At 74.1% G+C, this 18,838-nt stretch carries 16 protein-coding genes; 4 read left to right on the top strand and 12 right to left on the bottom strand.

The genetic code is table 11. The annotated features are described in order from the left end of the window. Positions 1-234 precede the first annotated feature (234 nt). The gene (locus tag ABD361_RS08240; protein ID WP_344434168.1) at positions 235-1,470 is read left to right on the top strand and encodes a serine/threonine-protein kinase; all 1,236 of its coding nucleotides are present in this window, start codon (positions 235-237) and stop codon (positions 1,468-1,470) included. Positions 1,471-1,602: 132 nt separating this feature from the next. On the opposite strand, the gene ABD361_RS08245 is transcribed toward ABD361_RS08240, so the two are convergent. The 8 genes from ABD361_RS08245 to ABD361_RS08280 form a co-directional block, all read right to left on the bottom strand. Further along, a complete protein-coding gene (locus tag ABD361_RS08245; RefSeq protein WP_344434169.1) occupies positions 1,603-2,421 on the bottom strand; it encodes a TrmH family RNA methyltransferase in 819 nt (272 codons plus the stop codon). A gap of 44 nt (positions 2,422-2,465) precedes the next feature. Next, complete coding sequence (gene cobA / locus ABD361_RS08250; protein WP_344434170.1) at positions 2,466-3,689, bottom strand: uroporphyrinogen-III C-methyltransferase; 1,224 nt, start codon at positions 3,687-3,689, stop codon at positions 2,466-2,468. A 113-nt stretch (positions 3,690-3,802) separates the two neighbouring features. Next, positions 3,803-7,828 carry a nicotinate-nucleotide--dimethylbenzimidazole phosphoribosyltransferase gene (cobT, locus tag ABD361_RS08255; RefSeq protein ID WP_344434172.1) on the bottom strand — a complete coding sequence of 1,342 codons (4,026 nt, stop codon included), beginning with the start codon at positions 7,826-7,828 and terminating at the stop codon, positions 3,803-3,805. 220 nt (positions 7,829-8,048) lie between these two features. Continuing rightward, positions 8,049-9,263 carry a precorrin-6y C5,15-methyltransferase (decarboxylating) subunit CbiE gene (gene cbiE / locus ABD361_RS08260; protein WP_344434173.1) on the bottom strand — a complete coding sequence of 405 codons (1,215 nt, stop codon included), beginning with the start codon at positions 9,261-9,263 and terminating at the stop codon, positions 8,049-8,051. A gap of 106 nt (positions 9,264-9,369) precedes the next feature. Then, positions 9,370-10,032, bottom strand: coding sequence for a GNAT family N-acetyltransferase (locus tag ABD361_RS08265; protein WP_344434174.1), 663 nt, complete (start codon positions 10,030-10,032; stop codon positions 9,370-9,372). A gap of 166 nt (positions 10,033-10,198) precedes the next feature. Next, positions 10,199-11,068 (bottom strand): MetQ/NlpA family ABC transporter substrate-binding protein, encoded by an 870-nt coding sequence (locus ABD361_RS08270; RefSeq protein WP_344434175.1) that lies wholly within the window; start codon positions 11,066-11,068, stop codon positions 10,199-10,201. A 98-nt stretch (positions 11,069-11,166) separates the two neighbouring features. Further along, positions 11,167-11,946: a methionine ABC transporter permease gene (locus ABD361_RS08275; protein WP_344434176.1), complete on the bottom strand. Its 780-nt coding sequence runs from the start codon at positions 11,944-11,946 to the stop codon at positions 11,167-11,169. After that, positions 11,943-12,992, bottom strand: a complete 1,050-nt coding sequence (locus ABD361_RS08280; RefSeq protein WP_344434177.1) for a methionine ABC transporter ATP-binding protein — start codon at positions 12,990-12,992, stop codon at positions 11,943-11,945. Before ABD361_RS08280 ends, ABD361_RS08275 begins: the two co-directional genes overlap by 4 nt. A gap of 503 nt (positions 12,993-13,495) precedes the next feature. On the opposite strand from ABD361_RS08280, the gene ABD361_RS08285 reads away from it, so the two are divergent. Beyond that, positions 13,496-13,855: a hypothetical protein gene (locus ABD361_RS08285; protein ID WP_344434178.1), complete on the top strand. Its 360-nt coding sequence runs from the start codon at positions 13,496-13,498 to the stop codon at positions 13,853-13,855. Position 13,856: 1 nt separating this feature from the next. After that, positions 13,857-14,285, top strand: coding sequence for a hypothetical protein (locus ABD361_RS08290; protein ID WP_344434179.1), 429 nt, complete (start codon positions 13,857-13,859; stop codon positions 14,283-14,285). A 13-nt stretch (positions 14,286-14,298) separates the two neighbouring features. Here ABD361_RS08290 and ABD361_RS08295 read toward each other — a convergent pair whose 3' ends face one another. The 3 genes from ABD361_RS08295 to ABD361_RS08305 form a co-directional block, all read right to left on the bottom strand. Further along, complete coding sequence (locus ABD361_RS08295) at positions 14,299-14,799, bottom strand: GNAT family N-acetyltransferase (RefSeq protein WP_344434180.1); 501 nt, start codon at positions 14,797-14,799, stop codon at positions 14,299-14,301. 28 nt (positions 14,800-14,827) lie between these two features. Continuing rightward, complete coding sequence (locus tag ABD361_RS08300) at positions 14,828-15,328, bottom strand: sigma-70 RNA polymerase sigma factor region 4 domain-containing protein (RefSeq protein WP_344434285.1); 501 nt, start codon at positions 15,326-15,328, stop codon at positions 14,828-14,830. A gap of 394 nt (positions 15,329-15,722) precedes the next feature. Next, entirely contained in the window at positions 15,723-16,889 is a 1,167-nt protein-coding gene (locus tag ABD361_RS08305; protein ID WP_344434183.1) for a glycerophosphodiester phosphodiesterase, read from the bottom strand. Between the two features lie 210 nt (positions 16,890-17,099). Here ABD361_RS08305 and ABD361_RS08310 point away from each other — a divergent pair, with 210 nt between their 5' ends. Further along, a complete protein-coding gene (locus ABD361_RS08310; protein WP_344434184.1) occupies positions 17,100-17,777 on the top strand; it encodes a lysophospholipid acyltransferase family protein in 678 nt (225 codons plus the stop codon). A 21-nt stretch (positions 17,778-17,798) separates the two neighbouring features. Here the strand turns inward: ABD361_RS08310 and ABD361_RS08315 are convergent, their stop codons facing one another. Then, positions 17,799-18,626: an alpha/beta fold hydrolase gene (locus ABD361_RS08315; RefSeq protein WP_344434186.1), complete on the bottom strand. Its 828-nt coding sequence runs from the start codon at positions 18,624-18,626 to the stop codon at positions 17,799-17,801. Positions 18,627-18,838 lie beyond the last annotated feature (212 nt).

An 18,838-nucleotide genomic window follows, 5' to 3' on the forward strand; every position in this document is an offset into this window, starting at 1 on the left:
AAGCCCTTGGCCCGCCGGGCGCTTGGGCGACGGTCCGCCCCGTCCCGGCCGTTCCCGGCGCGACGCCCCGCACCGGGCCGGGCACGGCCGTGGCCGCCACCGGCCGGTGACGGGCAATCCGGTCGCCGACGCATGCGCGGCCTCGCAGCACGACCGTCCGTCAATCCGTAAGCTGTGCCACGTCAGAGGCCGGGCAGCTGTGTGGGGCAGCCCCACCGGAGGTAGGGGACGAAGATGACGATGATGCGGCTCCGGCGCGAGGACCCGCGTGTCGTCGGCAATTTCCGGCTGCACCGCCGGCTCGGCGCGGGCGGCATGGGTGTGGTCTACCTGGGGTCGGACCGGCGCGGGCAGCGCGTGGCGCTGAAGGTGATCCGCCCCGACCTGGCGGAGGACCAGGAGTTCCGCTCCCGCTTCGCCCGCGAGGTCTCCGCCGCCCGGCGGATCCGCGGCGGCTGCACGGCGCGGCTGGTGGCCGCGGACCTGGAGGCCGACCGTCCGTGGTTCGCCACCCAGTACGTGCCCGGGCCCTCGCTGCACGACAAGGTCAACGAGGAAGGGCCCCTGTCGGCCGCTCAGACCGCCTCCATCGGCGCCGCGTTGGCCGAGGGACTGCTGGCCGTGCACGACGCGGGCGTCGTCCACCGCGACCTCAAGCCCTCCAACATCCTGCTGTCCCCCAAGGGTCCGCGGATCATCGACTTCGGCATCGCCTGGGCCACCGGGGCCAGCACGCTCACGCACGTGGGCACGGCGGTCGGCTCCCCCGGCTTCCTCGCACCCGAGCAGGTCCGCGGCGCCGCGGTGACCCCGGCCACCGACGTCTTCGCCCTGGGCGCCACGCTCGCCTACGCGGCGACGGCCGACTCCCCCTTCGGACAGGGCAGTTCCGAGGTCATGCTCTACCGGGTGGTCCACGAGGAACCCCAGCTCATGGCCGTCCCCGACGCGCTCGCCCCGCTCATCCACGCCTGCCTGGCCAAGGACCCGGAGGAGCGGCCCAGCACGCTGCAGCTGTCCCTGCGGCTGAAGGAGATCGCCGCCCGGGAGGCGCACGGCATCGGAGAGGGCCGGCCGCCGTCGCCGCGCCGCGAGCCCGACCGGCCCTCGGCCCGCCGGGCGGCGGAGTACGAGCGCCAGCGCACCGAGCGCCGCCCCGGCAGCTCCCCCACGCCCCGCCCCGGCCCGGCGGCGGCCGGCCCGGCGGCGCAGCCGGCCCCGGCCGGCCCCGGCCGGCCGGCGCACACCCGCCCCATGCCCGGCCGCGACGCGGCCCGCGCCGGGGCCCGCACGGCCCCCGGCGCCCGCCGGACGGGCCCGGACCGGGGCCTGCTGCGGCAGCGGCTGATCGTCTTCGTGGTGGTCACGCTGCTCGTCGCGCTCGGCATCGCAGCGGCCCAGGGCTGCCAGGGCCCCTCCCACTCCCAGGGCCACGCCCGCACGGCGCCCGCTCACCACAGCGCCCCGTAAGGGGCGCGGGGAACTGCGCGACAAGCCACGACGCGCCCGCAGGTGCGGTGTCGGCTGGGGGCCGTCGGTGGCCGATCGCGCCCACGCGGCGACAGCCGCAGATCGACACTGCCCCGCGCCCCTTACGGGGCGTCAGGCCACCGGACGGCCTGCGGTGACCGCGTAGAAGGCCACCGCCGCCGCGGCGCCCACGTTGAGGGAGTCCACGCCGTGGGCCATCGGGATGCGCACCCATTCGTCCGCCGCGCGCAGGGCGCGGGGGGTCAGGCCGTCGCCCTCGGCGCCCAGCATCAGGGCCACCCGCTCCAGCCGGTGCGGGGCGGCGTCGTCCATGGGGGTGGCCCGCTCGTCGGGGGTCAGGGCGAGGACCTTGAAGCCCGCCCCGCGCACGGTCTCCAGGTCGCGCGGCCAGTCCTCCAGCCGGGCGTAGGGGACGGAGAAGACGGCGCCCATGGAGACCTTCACCGAGCGCCGGTAGAGGGGGTCGGCGCAGTCCGGGGAGAGGAGCACGGCGTCCATGCCGAGGGCCGCGGCGCTGCGGAAGATGGCACCGATGTTGGTGTGGTCGTTGACGCGTTCCATCACCACCACGCGGCGGGCGGTGGTGAGCAGGTCGCCGGCGGCCGGCAGGGGCCTGCGCTGCATCGAGGCCAGGGCGCCGCGGTGGACGTGATAGCCCGTCACCTGCTCGGCCAGCCGGGGCGTGACGACGTAGACCGGGGCCTCGGACTCCTCGATGACGTCCCGCATCACCTCGACCCACTTGGCCGACAGCAGCATCGACCGCATGGCGTACCCCGCCTGCAGGGCGCGCCGGACGACCTTCTCGCCCTCGGCGATGAACAGGCCCTCGGCGGGCTCGCGGCGGCGGCGCAGTTCGACGTCGGTCAGGCCGGTGTAGTCGTGCAGGCGGGGGTCGTCTGGGTCGTCGATGGTGATGAGCTCGGCCATGCTGTGGTGCTTTCCCGGTCTGTCCGTGGGGTGGTGGGTGGAGGTCAGCTGTTCGGTCCGGCCGGGCCGACCGCCGTCACCTCGCCGATGACGATGACGGCGGGCGGGCGTATGCCCTCCGTCCGTACCCGCTCCCCCACCGTCGCGAGGGTGGCGTCCACGCGGCGCTGGGCGGCGGTGGTGCCTTCCTGGACGACGGCGACGGGCGTGCCGGCGGGGCGGCCGTGGCCGATGAGGGTGTCGGCGATGGCGGGGATGTTCTCGACGGACATCAGCAGCACGAGCGTGCCGGTGAGCCGGGCGAGGGCGGCCCAGTCCACGCGCGAGCGCGGGTCGTCGGGGGCCACGTGGCCGCTGACCACGGTGAACTCCTGTGCCAGGCCCCGGTGCGTGACGGAGATGCCGGCCGCGGCGGGCACGCTGATGGAGCTGGAGATGCCGGGCACCACGGTGCAGGGGATGCCGTGCTCGGCGAGCGCCTGCACCTCCTCCATGCCCCGGCCGAAGACGAACGGGTCGCCGCCCTTGAGGCGCACCACGGCCTTGCCCGCCTTGGCGTGCTCGATGAGCGCGTTGTTGATCGCTTCCTGGGCCATGAAGCGGCCGTAGGGGATCTTGGCGGCGTCGATGACCTCGACGTGCGGCGGCAGTTCGTCGAGCAGGTCGCGGGGGCCGAGCCGGTCGGCGATGACGACGTCGGCCTCCGCCAGCAGCCGGCGGCCGCGCACGGTGATCAGGTCGGGGTCGCCGGGACCGCCGCCGACCAGGGCGACGCCCTTGGCCCGGGCCCGGTGGTACGGGGCGGCGAGCGTGCCGTCGCGCAGGCCCTCGACGACGGCGTCCCGCACGGCGGCGCTGCGGCGCGGGTCCTGCCCGGTGAGGACGGCGACGGTGACCCCGGCGGCGCGCCCGGTGGCGGGCGTCCAGGCCGTGGCCGCCGCGGCGTCGTCGCTGCGCACGGCCCAGACCCGGCGGGCCTCGGCCTCGGCGGAGGCCGCCGCGTTGGCGTCGGCGTCGTCGGTGCTGATCAGCGCGTACCAGGCGCCGTCGAGGTCGCCCTCCCGGTAGCGGCGGCGCTCCCAACGCACCTCGCCCGCCGTGACCATGGCCTCGACGGAGGGGGTGACGGAGGGCGAGACGAGGAGCACGTCGGCTCCGGCGGCCACCAGGCCCGGCAACCGGCGCTGGGCGACCTGACCGCCGCCGAGCACGACGACGCGGCGACCGGCGAGACGCAGTCCGACGGGATAGGGCAAAGGCTCTGCCATGGTGCGGGCTCCTCTGACAAATGCGCTGGTGGGGACACCCTAAAGGGGCCGGCGTGCTGGTGGGCAATCGTTCCGCGGGCCGGAACGATCGCCCACCGGCCGGCGCACCGGCGTCAGCCCTTCTCGCTGACCCCGGCCTTGTCGAACGTCGCCACCTCGTGCATCGCCCGCGCAGCGCTCTGCACGACCGGCAGCGCCAGCAGCGCACCCGTTCCCTCGCCGAGGCGCAGGTCCAGGTCCACCAGCGGGCGCAGGCCCAGCTTCGTCAGCGCCGCCACGTGCCCCGGCTCCGCGCTGCGGTGGCCCGCGATGCACGCGGCCAGCGCCTCCGGCGCGACGGCCCGGGCCACGAGGGCCGCGGCACCGGCGCTGACGCCGTCGAGGATCACCGGCGTACGCAGCGACGCGCCGCCGAGGATGAGGCCGACGAGCGCCGCGTGCTCCAGGCCGCCGATGGCGGCGAGGACGCCGAGGGGGTCGCCCGGGTCGGGCTGGTGCAGCTCCAGGGCCCGGCGCACCACGTCGATCTTGCGGGCGTGCATCTCGTCGTTGATGCCGGTGCCACGCCCGGTGATCTCCGCCGGGTCGGCGCCGGTGTAGACGGAGATGAGCGCCGCGGACACCGTGGTGTTGGCGATGCCCATCTCACCGGTGAGCAGGGCCTTGTTGCCGGCCGTGACGAGGTCGCGGGCGGTCTCGATGCCCACCTCGACCGCGCGCAGCGCCTCCTCGCGGGTCATCGCGGGGCCGGTGGTGAAGTCGTTCGTACCGGCCCGGACCTTGCGCGGCAGCAGCCCCGGCGTCGTCGGCAGCTCCGAGGCGACGCCGACGTCGACCACGCACACCTCGGCCCCCACCTGGTTGGCGAAGGCGTTGCACACCGCGCCGCCGCCCAGGAAGTTGGCCACCATCTGGGAGGTGACCTCCTGGGGCCAGGCCGTGACGCCCTGGTGGTGGACGCCGTGGTCCCCGGCGAAGATCGCGACGGCCGCGGGCTCGGGGATCGGCGGCGGGCACTTGCGGGACAGGCCGCACAGCTGCGCCGAAATGATCTCCAGCATGCCGAGCGCGCCCGACGGCTTCGTCATGCGCTTCTGCCGCTCCCACGCCTCGCCGAGCGCCTTGGCGTCCAGCGGACGGATGCCGCGCAGGGTCTCCGCGAGCAGGTCGTGCGGCTCCTCACCGGGCAGGGCCCGGCGCCCGTACTCCTCCTCGTGCACGACCCACGACAGCGGACGGCGCTTCGACCAGCCGGCCTGCATCAGCTCCGGCTCGCCCGGGAACTCGTCGACGTACCCGACGCACAGGTAGGCGACGACCTCCAGGTGCTCGGGCAGACCGAGGGCGCGCACCATCTCGCGCTCGTCGAAGAAGCTGACCCAGCCCACGCCGAGGCCCTCGGCGCGGGCGGCGAGCCAGAGGTTCTCGACGGCCAGCGCGGAGGAGTACGGCGCCATCTGCGGCTGGGTGTGCCGGCCCAGGGTGTGCCGGCCGCCCCGGGTGGGGTCGGCGGTGACGACGATGTTGACGGGCGTCTCGAGGATCGCCTCGATCTTCATTTCCTTGAACTGCTTGGCCCGGCCCTTGGGCAGCGACTTGGCGTACGCCTCGCGCTGACGGGTCGCCAGCTCGTGCATCGCCCGGCGGGTCTCCGCCGAACGGATGACGACGAAGTCCCACGGCTGGGAGTGCCCGACGCTGGGCGCGGTGTGCGCGGCCTCCAGCACGCGCAGCAGCACCTCGTGCGGGATGGGGTCGGGGCGGAAGCCGTTGCGGATGTCGCGCCGTTCGCGCATCACCCGGTGCACGGCGGCACGCTCGGCGTCCCCGAACCCTTCGGCCGGGGGGCCGGCGGGCGGCGCCGCCTCCGGCTCGGGCTCGGCGACGACGGCCGCGGCGTCGGCCTCCGGCCCGGGCTGGGCGGGGGCCTCGGTGTCCGGCTCGTCGATGAGCCGTACGCGCGGGCCGTCGGCGGGCGGCTCGGCCTCGGCGACCGGGGCGGGTGCGTCTGCCGGCGCGGGGGCGGGCACAGCGCTCGTGGCAGGCGCGTCCGCCGGCGCAGGGCTGCCAGTGGCCAGGTCGGCCTCGGCGACCGGGGCCGGTGCGTCTGCCGGTGCGGGCACGGCAGCCGGTGCGGCTGCATCTGCCGACGCAGGGTCAATGGCCGGGGGCGCCTCGGCGACCGGTGGGTGTGCCTCTGCCGGTGCCGGGTCGGTGGCCGGAGCGGCATCGGCGGCCGGTGCGGACGCGTCCGCCGGTGCCGGTGCGGCCTGTGCGGGCACGGCGCCCGTGGCGGGCACATCCGCCGGTGCCGCCACGTCTGCCGAAGCAGGCTCGGCGGCCGGGGCCGGGACGGCCTCGGCGGTGGCAACCTCGGCCGGAGCGGGGGCTGCGACCTGGGACTCGGCCGGCGCGGCGGGCTCGGCGACAGCGCCCACGACCGGGGCCGCGGCCTGCGGCTCGACGGGCGCAACAGGGGCGGCTTCGGCCGGGGCGACGGCAGCAGCCTGCGGCTGCGCCGATGCGACGGCAGCAGGCTCGACCGGCTCGGCCGGTGCCGCGACGGCCGCTTGGGCCGGGGGGGCAGGCTCGGCCTGCGGCTCCTCGGGCGCGGCGGCGACAACCTCCACCGGCTCGGCCGGGACCGGGGCCGTGGCCTGCGGCTCGGCCGGGGCGGCCGCCACCGGCTCGGCCGGAGTCGGAACGTCAGCCTGGGCCTCGACCGGCGCGACAGCTTCCACGACGGCGGGCTCGGCCGGGGCCGCAGGCTGCGGCTCGGTCGGCTCGGCGGCAACCGGCTCGGCCGGAGCCGGAACTGCGGCCTGCGCCTCGGCCGGCGCGACAGCATCCACGACGGCGGGCTCGGCCGGGGCGACGGCCTGCGGCTCGGCGGCAACAGAGCCGACCGGCTCGGCCGGGGCCGGGGCTGCAGGCTGGGCCTCGGCCGGCGCGACGGCATCCATGACCGCGGACTCGGCCGGGGTCGCGACCTGCGGCTCGGCGGACACCACGGCGGTGGCGGCGACGCCCTCGGCCGGCGCGTGGTCCACTGCGTGCGGCTCCCCGGGCCCGGCCGGAACCTGGGCTGCGGCCTGAGGTTCGACGGGCTGAGCAGGCTCGACGGCGACAGCCTCGGCAGGGGCGGGCTGTGCGGAGCCGGGCTCTGCCTCGACCTGCGCCGTGACTGCGTCCTGGGGCTCGGCGGCCACGACGACGGCGGGCTCGGCCGGAGTCGGGGCGGGGGCCTCCGACTGCGGAGCCGCGGGCTCGACGGGCTCTGCCGGCGGCGGAACCGCGGCGGCCTCGGCAACGGCGGGGGTCGGCGGTTGCGCCGGCTCGACGGGGTCGTCCAGGAAGGCGCCCACGCCCATGCCCCGGGCGACGGAGGCGGTCGGCCCGGCCACCGGCTCGGGGGCCACCGGCTCGGCGGGGGGCATCGCCGGGGCGGGGGCCTCCTGCGGCGGGGCCGCGGCCGGTTCGGCGGGGACGGCGGCAGTCTGCGCCGACGGGGCGTCATCCGGCCCGGCGACGGGCGCCGCTTGGGCCACCGTGGGCAGGACGCGGTCGACGAGGGCCTGGGCGGCGCCCGGGGCGACGGTGGGCACCTCGGCGGCGCGCTGGGCGGGCACGCCCGCTCCCGCCGTGGCGTCGGCGGGGGCGTCGGCGGGCGCGTCGCCCACGGGCTGCGGCGGTACGAACGCCGGCTGCTCCGCGCCAGGCTCGGCGTACTCGACGCCGCCGACGGGCGGGGCGGGGGTGCCGACGGGCTGCTGCGGGGCGGCGGGGCCGCGGTCGGCGAGGGAGCGGACGATGCCGCTGTTGGGCTCCGGGACGGGCGGGCCCATGTGGAGGGGGCGGCGCGGCGGGGCGGCGGCCGGCGGGGTGCGGACCTCGGTGTAGTCGACGGAGCCGGTGTCGCGGCCGCCGGTCTCGTGGGTGCCGCCATGGGCGGGGGGCTGTTCGCTCCAGGCGCCCTGGGCACCGGGCATGAGCAGCAGGTCGTCCTCGTCCGCGGCGTCGTGGTCGAGGTAGGCGTAGGGGGCTGGGGCTGCGGTGTCGGCAGGGTCTGCGGCGTGCCCGGGCAGTGCGCCTGCGTTCTCCGGCTGTCCCTCGCCCGGGAACCGGCCGGTGTCGGTCATGCGTACCCCTCGCCCATCGGTAGTGCTCCTTCCAACCGCTGCCGCCCACAGACAACAACGAGCGTCCATGCCTCGCGGCACGTTGTGTGCCACCGGTGCCACCCTGCCCTGTATGCGCCAAAAGGGTGAGGCGTTCGGGGCATTGACGGGTGTGGTGTCGGACACCGCTGACCGGCGGCACAACGATCCGCCAGCCTACCCCGACCGGGCCCGGGGGCCCTCAGGGGTGGGTGCGACGGCCACTCAGGAGGAAGGCTACGGCGCGCTCGCGCTCCGTCCAGTCGCCTGTGTCCAAGTCCACTGCCTGGAGCAGTGTGCAGTGCACCGTGTAGCCGCCTTCGGCGAGGACGCGGCCGACGGCTTCGGCGTCGTCGCGGGTGGCGGCGTGGGTGACGATGCGTTCGGGGCGGCGGTCGGCGCAGGCGGCGACGACGGCGGGGCCGCCGCCGCCGACGCGGACGACGTCCGGTTCGGGGAGTTCCTCCAGGATCTGCGGGGCGGTGCCGTGGACGACCTGCAGCTGGGTGCCGTAGCGGCGGGCGAGCGAGGCGGCGCGGCGGCAGGCGTCGGGGTCGCGGTCGACGGCGATGACGGCGGCGCCGAAGCGGGCGGCCTCGACGGCGGCGGCGCCGCTGCCGGAGCCGATGTCCCAGACCAGGTCGCCCACGCGGGGGCCGAGGCGTGCGAGTTGGGCGGCGCGCAGTTCGGTGCCCTCGCCCTCGCCGAGGGTGGTGTCGTAGGCGCCGGCGGGCAGGGCCCAGCCGCGGACGGCCGGGGGCTGGCCGGGGTCGCGGCCGGCGATCCAGGTGCCGCCGCGGCCGAGGGGGGTGCCGGAGCCGCCGATGACGATGACGACGTTGGGGTCGCGCCAGGTGTGGTCGGCGGCCCGGTCGGAGGTGACGACGGTGACCTGCTCCCGCTCGGTGCCCAGTTCCTCGCAGATGACGAAGGTGCGGTGGACGTCGCCGAGCAGCAGGGCGAGTTCGGCGGGGCCGGCGCCGGGGGAGGTGAGGACGGCGACCTTGGGGTGGGCGCGGCAGACGTTGACGGCGCGGCGCAGGTCGCGGGCGTGGGCGACGACGACCTGGGCGTCGTCCCAGGGCATGCCGGCCCGGGCGAAGGCGGTGGCGACGGAGGAGACGGCGGGGACGACCTCGATCTCCAGGCCGTAGTCGGGGGCGCGCAGGGTGCGTACGACGCCGAAGAAGCCGGGGTCGCCGTCGGCGAGGACGACGGCGGAGCCGCGGTGGGCGGCGATGCGGCGGGCGGCGAGGTCGAGGCTGCCGAGGCGGATGCGTTCGGCGTCGGCGGGCACCTCGGGCAGGGCCAGGTGGTGGGGTGCGCCGGCGACGAGGGTGGCGGCTGCGAGGGCCGAGCGGGCCGCGGCCGTCAGCGGTGAGCCGTCCCAGCCGATCACCGTGACCCGGTCGGCCATCGTCGTCTGTCTCCTGGGCTTGTCGCAGGTCGGGCCCCCGTGGGGGCGGGCAGCACCGAGCGTACCCCGGCCGGTGCCGGCCGGGGCTGCGCGGCGTGGGTGCCGGTCAGCGCCAGAGCGGGAAGGCGGGTGCGGCGTGGGAGGGGTGGCCGGCGCGGTCCCAGCCGACGGGGTGGTGGTCCTCGCCGTCGTCGAGGTCCTCCGGCAGCAGGCTCCACAGGATGAGGTCGGTGCGGATCTCGGTCCAGCCGGCACCTTCGGTGCGGCTGCGGCCTATCCAGGCGTTGCGCAGGACGCCCTCGCTGACGCAGCCGGCCTTCTGGGCGACCTGCTGGGCGGCGGTGTTGTCGGCGGCGGTGCGCAGTTCCAGGCGCTGGAAGCGCTGGTCGCGGAAGAGCCATTCGGCGACGGCGAGGAGGGATTCGCAGGCGTAGCCCTCGCCGCGGGCCCAGGGGGCGGTGACGTAGGAGACCTCGGTGGTCAGGGTGCGCCAGTCGGTGTTGCGCAGGTGGAGGGTGCCCACGAGGCGGTGGGTGAGGAACTCGGTGACCGCAAAGACGATTCCGCGCCCGGTGGAGCGTTCGGCGGGGGCGCGGCGCAGGGCCCAGTCGCGGGCGTCGGCGGTGGTGTAGGGGTGGGGGGCGGCGGTCCAGGCGGTGATGAGCTCGTCGTTCATCATCTCGGCGAGCGCGGGGACGTCGCCTGCCTCGAACGGGCGCAGCACCAGCCGGTCCGTACTGATGGAGATGTCCGGAAAGGTGGATGTCATGCGCTGCTCCAACGCCGGGGGCGGGTGGGCTCGGGGTGTACGGGTGGGGCCCGGGTGCACCAGCATGCAGCATCGGCGGGCGGGTGCGCCAAGCGCAGGGCCCCGCGCACGGGGTGTTGTGTGCGCGGGGCCTTACGACCGTACGGAGGGCCGAGGTTACAAGGTGTCAGCTCTTGACGGGGCCGAAGGCGGGGATGACGGCGCCGTTGCTGAACTTCTCCTGGATGAACTTCTTCACCTCGTCGGAGTTGAGCAGCTGGGCGAGCTTGGTGATGCGGGGGTCGGCCTCGTTGCCCTTCTTCACCGCGAGGAAGTTGGCGTAGGGGTTGCCGTCGGCCTTCTCCAGGGCGATGGCGTCCTTGGCCGGGCTGAGCTTGGCGCTGATGGCGAAGTTGCCGTTGATGACGGCGGCGTCCACGTCGGCGAGGCGGGAGGGGATCTGGGCGGCTTCGAGCTCGGTGAACTCGACGCCCTTCTTGTCCTCGACGTCGGAGAGCCGGGCCGCGGCGCCGACGCCGTCCTTGAGCTTGATGACGCCGTTGTCGGCGAGGAGCTTCAGGGCGCGTCCCTCGTTGGTGGCGTCGTTGGGGACGGCGATGGTGGAGCCGGAGCCGAGGTCGGCGACCTTCTTCCCCTTCTTGGAGTACAGGCCGAGCGGCTCGATCTCGACGTTGACGACGGGCACGATGTCCGTCTTGTTCTTCTTGTTGAAGTCGTCGAGGTAGGGCTTGTGCTGGAAGAAGTTCGCGTCGACCTCGCCGTTCTGCGTGGCGGTGTTCGGCAGGACGTAGTCGTTGAACTCCTTGACCTCCAGCTTGAGGCCGGCCTTCGCGGCGAGGTGGTCGCGGACGAAGTTGAGGATGTCGCCGTGCGGGGTGGGGCTGGCGGCCACGACGAGCTTGGCCGCGGGGTCGGCGTCCTTGCCCTTCTTGGACGAGCTGCCGGAGGTGTCGGAGGGGGCGCTGCAGGCGGTGACGCCGAGGGTGAGGGCGGCGGCGGCCGCGAGGGCGGCGGTGAGCTTGGCGGTGGTACGCACGAAGAGTGCCTTCCTTGCTGGTGTTTCTGGTGTTCCGGAGGTGTGTGCGCCCGGCAAAGGGTCCGGGCTCTCGCGGGTCTGTGGGGGGGTGGGTCCGGTCAGGCCGCCTTGGTGGGGACGGCGTCGGCCTCGGGGGCGGCCGGGTCCGGGGTGGTGGGGGTGGTCGTCGTGCGCTGGGCGGGCAGCAGCCGGCGCAGGCCCACGGGGGCGGCCTGGCGGCCGCCGCGGGAGGCCAGGCGGCGTACGGCGAGGTCGCCGGCGATCTGGACGACGGTGACGATGACGATGAGCAGCACGATGGTGATGTTCATCAGGGCGTCCTCGCGGCGCTGGTAGCCGTAGGTGATGGCGAGGTTGCCCAGGCCGCCGCCGCCGACGGCGCCGGCCATGGCCGAGTAGCCGATGAGGGTGATGACGGTGGTGGTCAGGCCGGCGATCAGGGAGGGCAGCGCCTGCGGGAGCAGCACCTTGAAGATGATCGTCCAGGTGCCGCCGCCCATCGACTGGACGGCCTCGACCAGCCCGTGGTCGACCTCGCGGACCGCGGTCTCCACCAGGCGGGCGAAGAAGGGGATCGCGCCGATGGCGAGGGCGACCACGGCGGCGCTGGGGCCGATGGAGGTGCCGACGACGAGCCGGCTGAAGGGGATCAGCCAGACGATGAGGATGATGAACGGCAGCGAGCGCCCGAGGTTGAGGATCGCGCCGAGCACCTTGTTGACGGCGGCGTTCTGCAGCAGCGCGCCCCGGTCGGTCAGCACGAGCAGCAGGCCCAGGGGCAGGCCGCCGATGACGGCGTAGACGGTGGACCACCACACCATGAAGAGGGTGTCCAGACACGCGTCGCGCAGCAGGGGCTGCATCTCGGCCCAGGTCACTTGGCACCTTCCTTCAGGAGCGGGGCGGCGGGGGGCGGGCTCTGCACGTCCGCCACGTCCACCTGCAGGCCCTGCTCGCGCAGGAAGCCGATGGGGACGACGTTCTCCTCGAAGCGGCCGGGCAGCTCGATGCGCATCCGGCCGATCTGCTTGCCGGCGACGGTGTCCATCGCGGCGCCCAGGATCGAGATGTCGATGTTGTACGTGCGCGAGAGCTGGGAGATGACCGGCTGGGTGGCGGCCTCGCCGTGGAAGGTGACGTCCACGACGGTGCGGTCGGGCCCGGAGGGCTCGCCGCCGACGGGGAACAGCTCGGCGGCGAGCTCGGAGCCGGGGGTGGCGAGCAGCTCGGAGACGGTGCCCGACTCCACGACGCGGCCGGCCTTCATCAGGGCGGCGGAGTCGCAGATCGTCTTGACGACGTCCATCTCGTGGGTGATGAGCATGATCGTCAGGCCGAGCTGCTGGTTGAGGTCGCGCAGCAGTTGGAGGATGGAGCGGGTGGTCTCCGGGTCGAGCGCGGAGGTCGACTCGTCGGAGAGCAGCACCTTGGGGTCGCCGGCCAGGGCGCGGGCGATGCCGACGCGCTGCTTCTGGCCGCCGGAGAGCTGGCCGGGGTAGGCCCGGGCCTTGTCGGCGAGGCCGACGAGGTCGAGCAGCTCCACCGCCTTGCGCTCGCGCTCGCGGCGGTCGAGGCCGAGGATCTCCAGCGGCAGCTCGACGTTGGCCTGCACGGTGCGCGAGGAGAGCAGGTTGAAGTGCTGGAAGACCATGCCGATGTGGCTGCGGGCCGTGCGCAGCGCGGCGTTCGCCCGCTGGCCGCGGCCGGCGAGCGCGGTGAGGTCCTGGCCGGCGACGGTGACCGTGCCGGAGGTGGGGCGCTCCAGGAGGTTGACGCAGCGGATGAGGGTCGACTTGCCGGCGCCGCTCTGGCCGATGACGCCGTACACCTCGCCCTCGCGCACGTGGAGGTCGACGCCGTCGAGGGCGGTGACCTCGCGGCCGCGTGAGCGGTAGACCTTGCTCAGGCCTTGTGTGGTGATCACAGAAGGATTCCGTCACTGTTCGAGTGCGCGGCGACGACGGCGCCGGCACGGGCATGCATTGCGGAACGCGACATCGGGCGGTCCCTGCGGGCGCCGGGGGCGCGGGCCAGGGGGTCCGTGTGACGCGGGGCGGTGCGATCCGGATCCGGGGTGTCGCCGGGCGGTATCGACGGGGTCTCGCTTCGGGGCGCGAGGCACAGGGGCCCTCAGCAGTCACACATTCGACACATGCGACGCGCAGCGCCGGGCGTCATCTTCGCCTCGGTCGCAATCATGCGGGTGCTCGTCGCGGTCATGCGGGCAAGTAAAACAGAAGGGTGTGCGAACAGGCCACGTCTGTCCGAATACCGGACAGTACCGCTCACCTCATGGACATCAGGGGCTCGTGCCAAGGACACCGCGGGCCCGCGCGGGCCCGCGCGCGGACCGGGCGCACCGGGCCATTACAGTCGTCCCATGCCTGTCATGCCCCATTCGCACGCCCGCACCGCCGGGGGGCCGCGGTGATCGACGCGCTGACTCTCGCGGCCGGCCTGGCCGCCCTCGCACTGGCCGCCTGGTGCGGCTTCGCCTTCGCGCGCGACGAACCCACCAAGGACTGGCACTTCATCGGCATGGCCGTGGTCGCCGTGCTGGCCCTGGTGCAGCTCGTCATAGGCGTCGTCCGCCTCGCCGGCGGCGACCGGCCGGCCCAGGGCACCACGATCTTCGTGGCCTACCTGCTGGGCGCGGCCGCCGCCGTACCGGCCGCCGGCTTCATGTCGCTGGCCGAGCGCACCCGCTGGGGCTCGGCCACCGTGGCCGCGGGCGCCGTGGTCCTCGCCGTGCTCGAAGTGCGGCTCTACGACATCTGGGGAGGCTGACATGGCAGAGCCCGTACGCGCCGGCGACACCGCCGAGAGCACCGGATTCGACCTCGGGCACGGCCCGGGCCGGCTGCTGGTCTGGCTCTACGGCGTCTTCACCGTGGCGGCCGCCTCCCGCTCCGTCGTCCAGATGATCCTGGACTTCGGCCGGGCGCCGCTGGCCTACGTCCTGTCGGCGGCGGCCGCCGTCGTCTACGCCTTCATCACCTACTCGCTGGTGCGCGGCGGACGGCGGGCCCGCAGGGCGGCGCTGGTGTGCTGCGCCGCCGAGCTGGCCGGAGTGCTGATCGTGGGGACGTGGACCCTGCTCGCCCCCTCGTCCTTCCCCGACGCCACCGTCTGGTCCGACTACGGCATGGGGTACCTCTTCATCCCCGTCGTCCTGCCGGTGACCGCCATGATCTGGCTGCGCCGGGCGCCGGCTTGAGGCCGCACGCGGCTCAGGCCGTGGTCGCCAGGGCGGCCGGGGCGTCCTTCTCCAGGGTGATGCGCGTCAGCACCCTGGAGACCTGCTCGGTGCCGGTGCGCTCGTAGCCCCACTTGCGGTACAGCCGCAGGTTGCCCTCGCTGCGCTGCCCCGTGGCCAGGCGATAGCGCTTGGCGGACCACTCCCCCGCCAGCCGCTCCTCGATCGCCGCCAGCAGCCTGCCGCCCAGGCCGTGCCGCTGCATCCGGGGATGCACGATGAGACCGGTGATGTCCGCGGTGCCGTCCGCGCCCACCGAGGCGCGCACCGAACCGACGACCTCCTCGCCGAGCCGGGCCACGAGCACGCAGCCGCGGCCCAGTTCGGCGCGCAGGTCGTCGAGGGACTGAGTCAGGGGCTCGATCGAATAGTCCCCGTAGAGCTCCGCCTCGCTCTGGTAGCACAAGTACTGGAGTTTGAGGATCCGCTCGGCATCGGCCTCGGCCGCGGCCGAGATGGTCACGCTCATGCCCATGTGCGCCTGCCTCCCCTGTTTCGGTTCGTTAACGCTCCTTTCCCCAAGGGCCAGGAGCGGCAATCTCCGCGATGAGCATTCTGCGCAGGCATCCCAGGCAACGGGAACGGATGGGCCCCAAAGAGCCTTGTGAGATTCCCAACTTCCCTGCGATTTCGCGGTAGGTCGGGTCCTTGCGGGACAACATCGCAGACAGCAAACCCGCACAGCGGCCCGGCAGCCGGCGCACCGCCGCCCGCAGCTCCCGGCCGGACTCGGCGTCCAGCACCGCCTGCTCCACGCCGGGCGCGGCGGCGTCGGGGGCGGTGGCGTACGGCACCTCGCGCCGTGCCCGGCGCCGGGCACGGCGGGCGACGGCGCGGACGGCGGCCCGTAAGCCGTGCGCCGAGACCGCGGCCTTCGCGTCGAGGAGGCGCACCCAGACGTCGTGCTCCAGGTCGGCGGCGTCGATGCCGGCTGCGGGGGCTTCGGCGGCGCACTCCGCTTTGAGCAGCGGGCCGTAGCGGGTCAGAAGATCTTGGGCGTTCACGGGGGCGGTGACGTGGCCGGCCGGTGGCCGGTTTCCACCGGCCACCGGATTCACCCGTTCGGGGTGGCGCCGCCTGCGGCGGGCCGTGCCCCGGCCCCGCCGCCCCCAGCTACCGCTGGGAGGTGCCCCCACTCCCCGTCTCCTAGCGGGGCTGCCGCCCCCTAGCACCCCCGGACCGGGCTCCGCCCGGTGTCCTCAAACGCCGGACGGGCTGGATTCGGCACCCGCCGGTTTGCGGGCAATCGTGCCGCAGGGCGATGGGGGTCCCCCCATGGCCGTTCAGGCCTATGGGGGAGGGTGGGCACAAACCGGCCCACCGGGCAGCACCCCCCCCCCGGGGGTCCGGGGCGAAGCCCCGGCCGGGGCACGGGGGCGGAGCCCCCGTGACTGCGCGTCAGCGCCTGCCGTGCGCGTCGCGCGCCAGCGCCGCCGTGTCGGGGTTGTCGGAGAAGATGCCGTCGATGCCCGTCGCGAAGTACGTCTTGAACGCCCCGAACGCGTCACCGTACGCGTTGGGGTCCGTTCCGCGCTGGAAGTCCGCCGGGAGGAAGGAGTTCTCGTTGCGCATCGTGTACGGGTGCAGGATCAGGCCCGCCGAGTGGGCGTCGCGCACCAGGGTGGTGGGCTTGGTGAGCTTGCCGGCCGCGTCGCGCGGGATGATGAGGTTGAGCCAGGGGCCGATGCCCTGGGCGAAGCCGGAGACCCACTTCAGGCCGGCGGGGGTGATGAGGTCGGCCACGGTGCGCGGGTCCTTGGCCTCGACGAAGTCCCAGGGGCGGGTGGGCAGGTCGTCGAGGAGGAGGATCTTGGGGCAGTCGATGCCGAGCCGGCCCAGGCGCTGCAGGCTGCTGGGTTCGAAGGACTGCAGGAAGGTGTGGCCGCCCCGGCCGGAGCGGTTGTAGCGGCGCAGCAGCTTGGCGAGGCGTTCCTCGAGGCCGAGGCCGGCCTTGCGGAAGTAGGTGGGGTGCTTGGTCTCCACGTGCAGCCAGATGCGGCGGCCGCGCTTGCGGCCCTGTTCCTCGGCCCACTTGAGCACCTCTTCGAACGTGGGCACCTGCCAGTACCCGTCGTAGAGGGTGTTGTGCTGCCGGTTGCCGGGAATGCGCTCCTTGGCCCGGAGCGTCTTGAGCTCGGCGAGGGTGAAGTCCTCGGTGAACCAGCCGGTGTGCTTCTCGCCGTCCACGGTCTTGGTGGTCTTGCGGGAGGCGAACTCGGGGTGGGAGGCGACGTCCGTGGTGGCGGTGATGTCGTTCTCGTGGCGGCAGACGAGGTGCCCGTCCTTGGTGGGCACGACGTCCTGTTCTATGACGTCGGCCCCCATGGCGAGCGCGTACTCGTACGAGCCGAGGGTGTGCTCGGGCCGGTAGCCGCAGGCTCCGCGATGGCCGATGACGGTGGGCACGGGCAGATCCTTGTACGAACCGCCACCGCCTCTGGACGCCGGGGCCGGCGCCGCTGCCGCTGCCGGGGCCACCCCGCCGCCCAGGGTCATCGCTCCCGCGCCCAGGGCCGCCGCGGCCCCCAGCACCGTGCGCCTGCCCGGCCGCTGCTCCTGATGCATGAACTCTCCTTGTCCAGCCGTTGCCATCGCCGGCTGATCGTATGTACCTACGGCTTCTTCTCAGGGGACGAGAAACGGAACGGAGTGAAAACTCACGTCAACACTGCGTTTCAAGTCGGTCAACCAGGTGTGCGCACCGACGGTACCCGCGAGTATCGTCTTCGACCGCGCCCGTGTGCGCCCGACCGAACACCACGACCGGAGGGTCCGTTGTCCCGCATCCTGCTCAAGGCTTTCCTCGGACTGCTGATGCGCGTCCTGTACCGCCCCACGGTGGAGGGGGCCCGGCACATCCCCGGCAGCGGGCCGGTCATCCTCGCGGGCAACCACACGACGTTCATCGACTCGCTGTTCCTCTCGCTCGTCGTCGAGCGGCAGGTGTACTTCATCGGCAAGGACGAGTACGTCAAGGGCACGGGCCTCAAGGGCCGGCTGATGGCCTGGTTCTTCACCACCTCCGGCATGATCCCGGTCGACCGGGACGGCGGCAACGGCGGTGTGGCCGCGCTGATGACGGGCCGCCGGGTGCTGGAGGAGGGCAAGGTCTTCGGCATCTACCCGGAGGGCACCCGCTCCCCCGACGGCCGCCTGTACCGCGGCCGGACCGGCATCGCGCGCCTGGCGCTGATGACGGGGGCGCCCGTGGTGCCGTTCGCGATGATCGGCACCGACAAGGTACAGCCCTCGGGCAAGGGCGTGCCGCGCATCGCGCCGGTGACGGTGCGTTTCGGCGAGCCGCTGGACTTCGCCCGCTACGAGGGCATGGACCGCGACCGCTACGTCCTGCGGGCCGTCACCGACGAGGTGATGAGCGAGGTCATGCGCCTGTCGGGCCAGGAGTACGTCGACATGTACGCCACCAAGGCGCGCCAGGCCAAGGCCGCCTGACGCGCCGCGCGGCACTCCGCGTCACGCCCCGCCGAAGCACCGAGGCTGGAAGCCCGGGTCGGCGGGGCCCTTGCGTTCGAGGGCGCTGAGGACCCACTGGGCGACGACCGGGTCCTTGGTGGCCTGGTCGTGCATGAAGGGGTCGAGCGGGCAGGTGTCCTGGAGCACGACGTTGGTCAGGTGCTCGGCGGGCCCGGTCAGCAGGGCGCTGGTGTAGGGGATGACGACCTCGTCGTGGCGGGTGGTGATGACGGTGTAGTCGGGGCCGGCCGGCGTCTCGCCGCCCTCGTTGAGCCGGGCGAGCAGGTCCGAGCCCCAGCGCTGGTCGAGGCAGGCGGGGCAGAAGGCGTAGCCGGTGGGGATGGCCAGCGGGTTCTTCGTGCCGTGGTTGGAGGGCACGATGCCGATGAGGTCGTCGACCTTGTCGGCGCCGCCGAGGAACTTCACGTAGTAGCGGGGCATCATGCCGCCCTGGCTGTGGCCGACGATGTCGACCTTCGCGGCGCCGGTCGCGCCGCGCACGGCCTCGACGAAGTCGCGCAGTTCGGCGGCGGACTGCGGGACGGGGTCGGTCTCCAGGTGGCCGTAGTTGAAGGCGAAGACGCAGTAGCCCGCCTCCTTGAGCTTCGGCGAGAGCTTGGCCCAGTTCTCGGCCATGAGCTTGAAGGTGCCGTTGACCAGCACGACGGGCTGCGGGTGCGCGGAGTCGGGCTTGCAGGACCAGTCGTTGGCGCCCGACGGCGGCACGTCCAGGACGGAGGCGGAGGCGGGGGCGGCGGTGGGGCCCAGCAGGCTCAGGGCGGCGGCCGCCGCGGCGGCCAGGAGCCGGGCTGTGGTGCGCAGACGCATGGGGGGTTCCTTCGGGCGCGTGGACGGGCCACGAGTGGGACGAGTGGTCACGAACCGCGTTCGACATTGTCGACCGGTGGACGTGATGCTCTCCGGGCCGTCAGGACCGCGTCAAGAGAGTTACCGGCTGGTAAACGTCACAGGGACCGGGGGTTGCCCACCCCGGCCCCTGTGGTGTTTGCTCAGCTGAGCCGTGCGCCGCTCATCGCGGT

Origin of the sequence: Streptomyces luteosporeus (genome assembly GCF_039532865.1) — a bacterium.
Lineage (GTDB): Bacteria > Actinomycetota > Actinomycetes > Streptomycetales > Streptomycetaceae > Streptomyces > Streptomyces luteosporeus.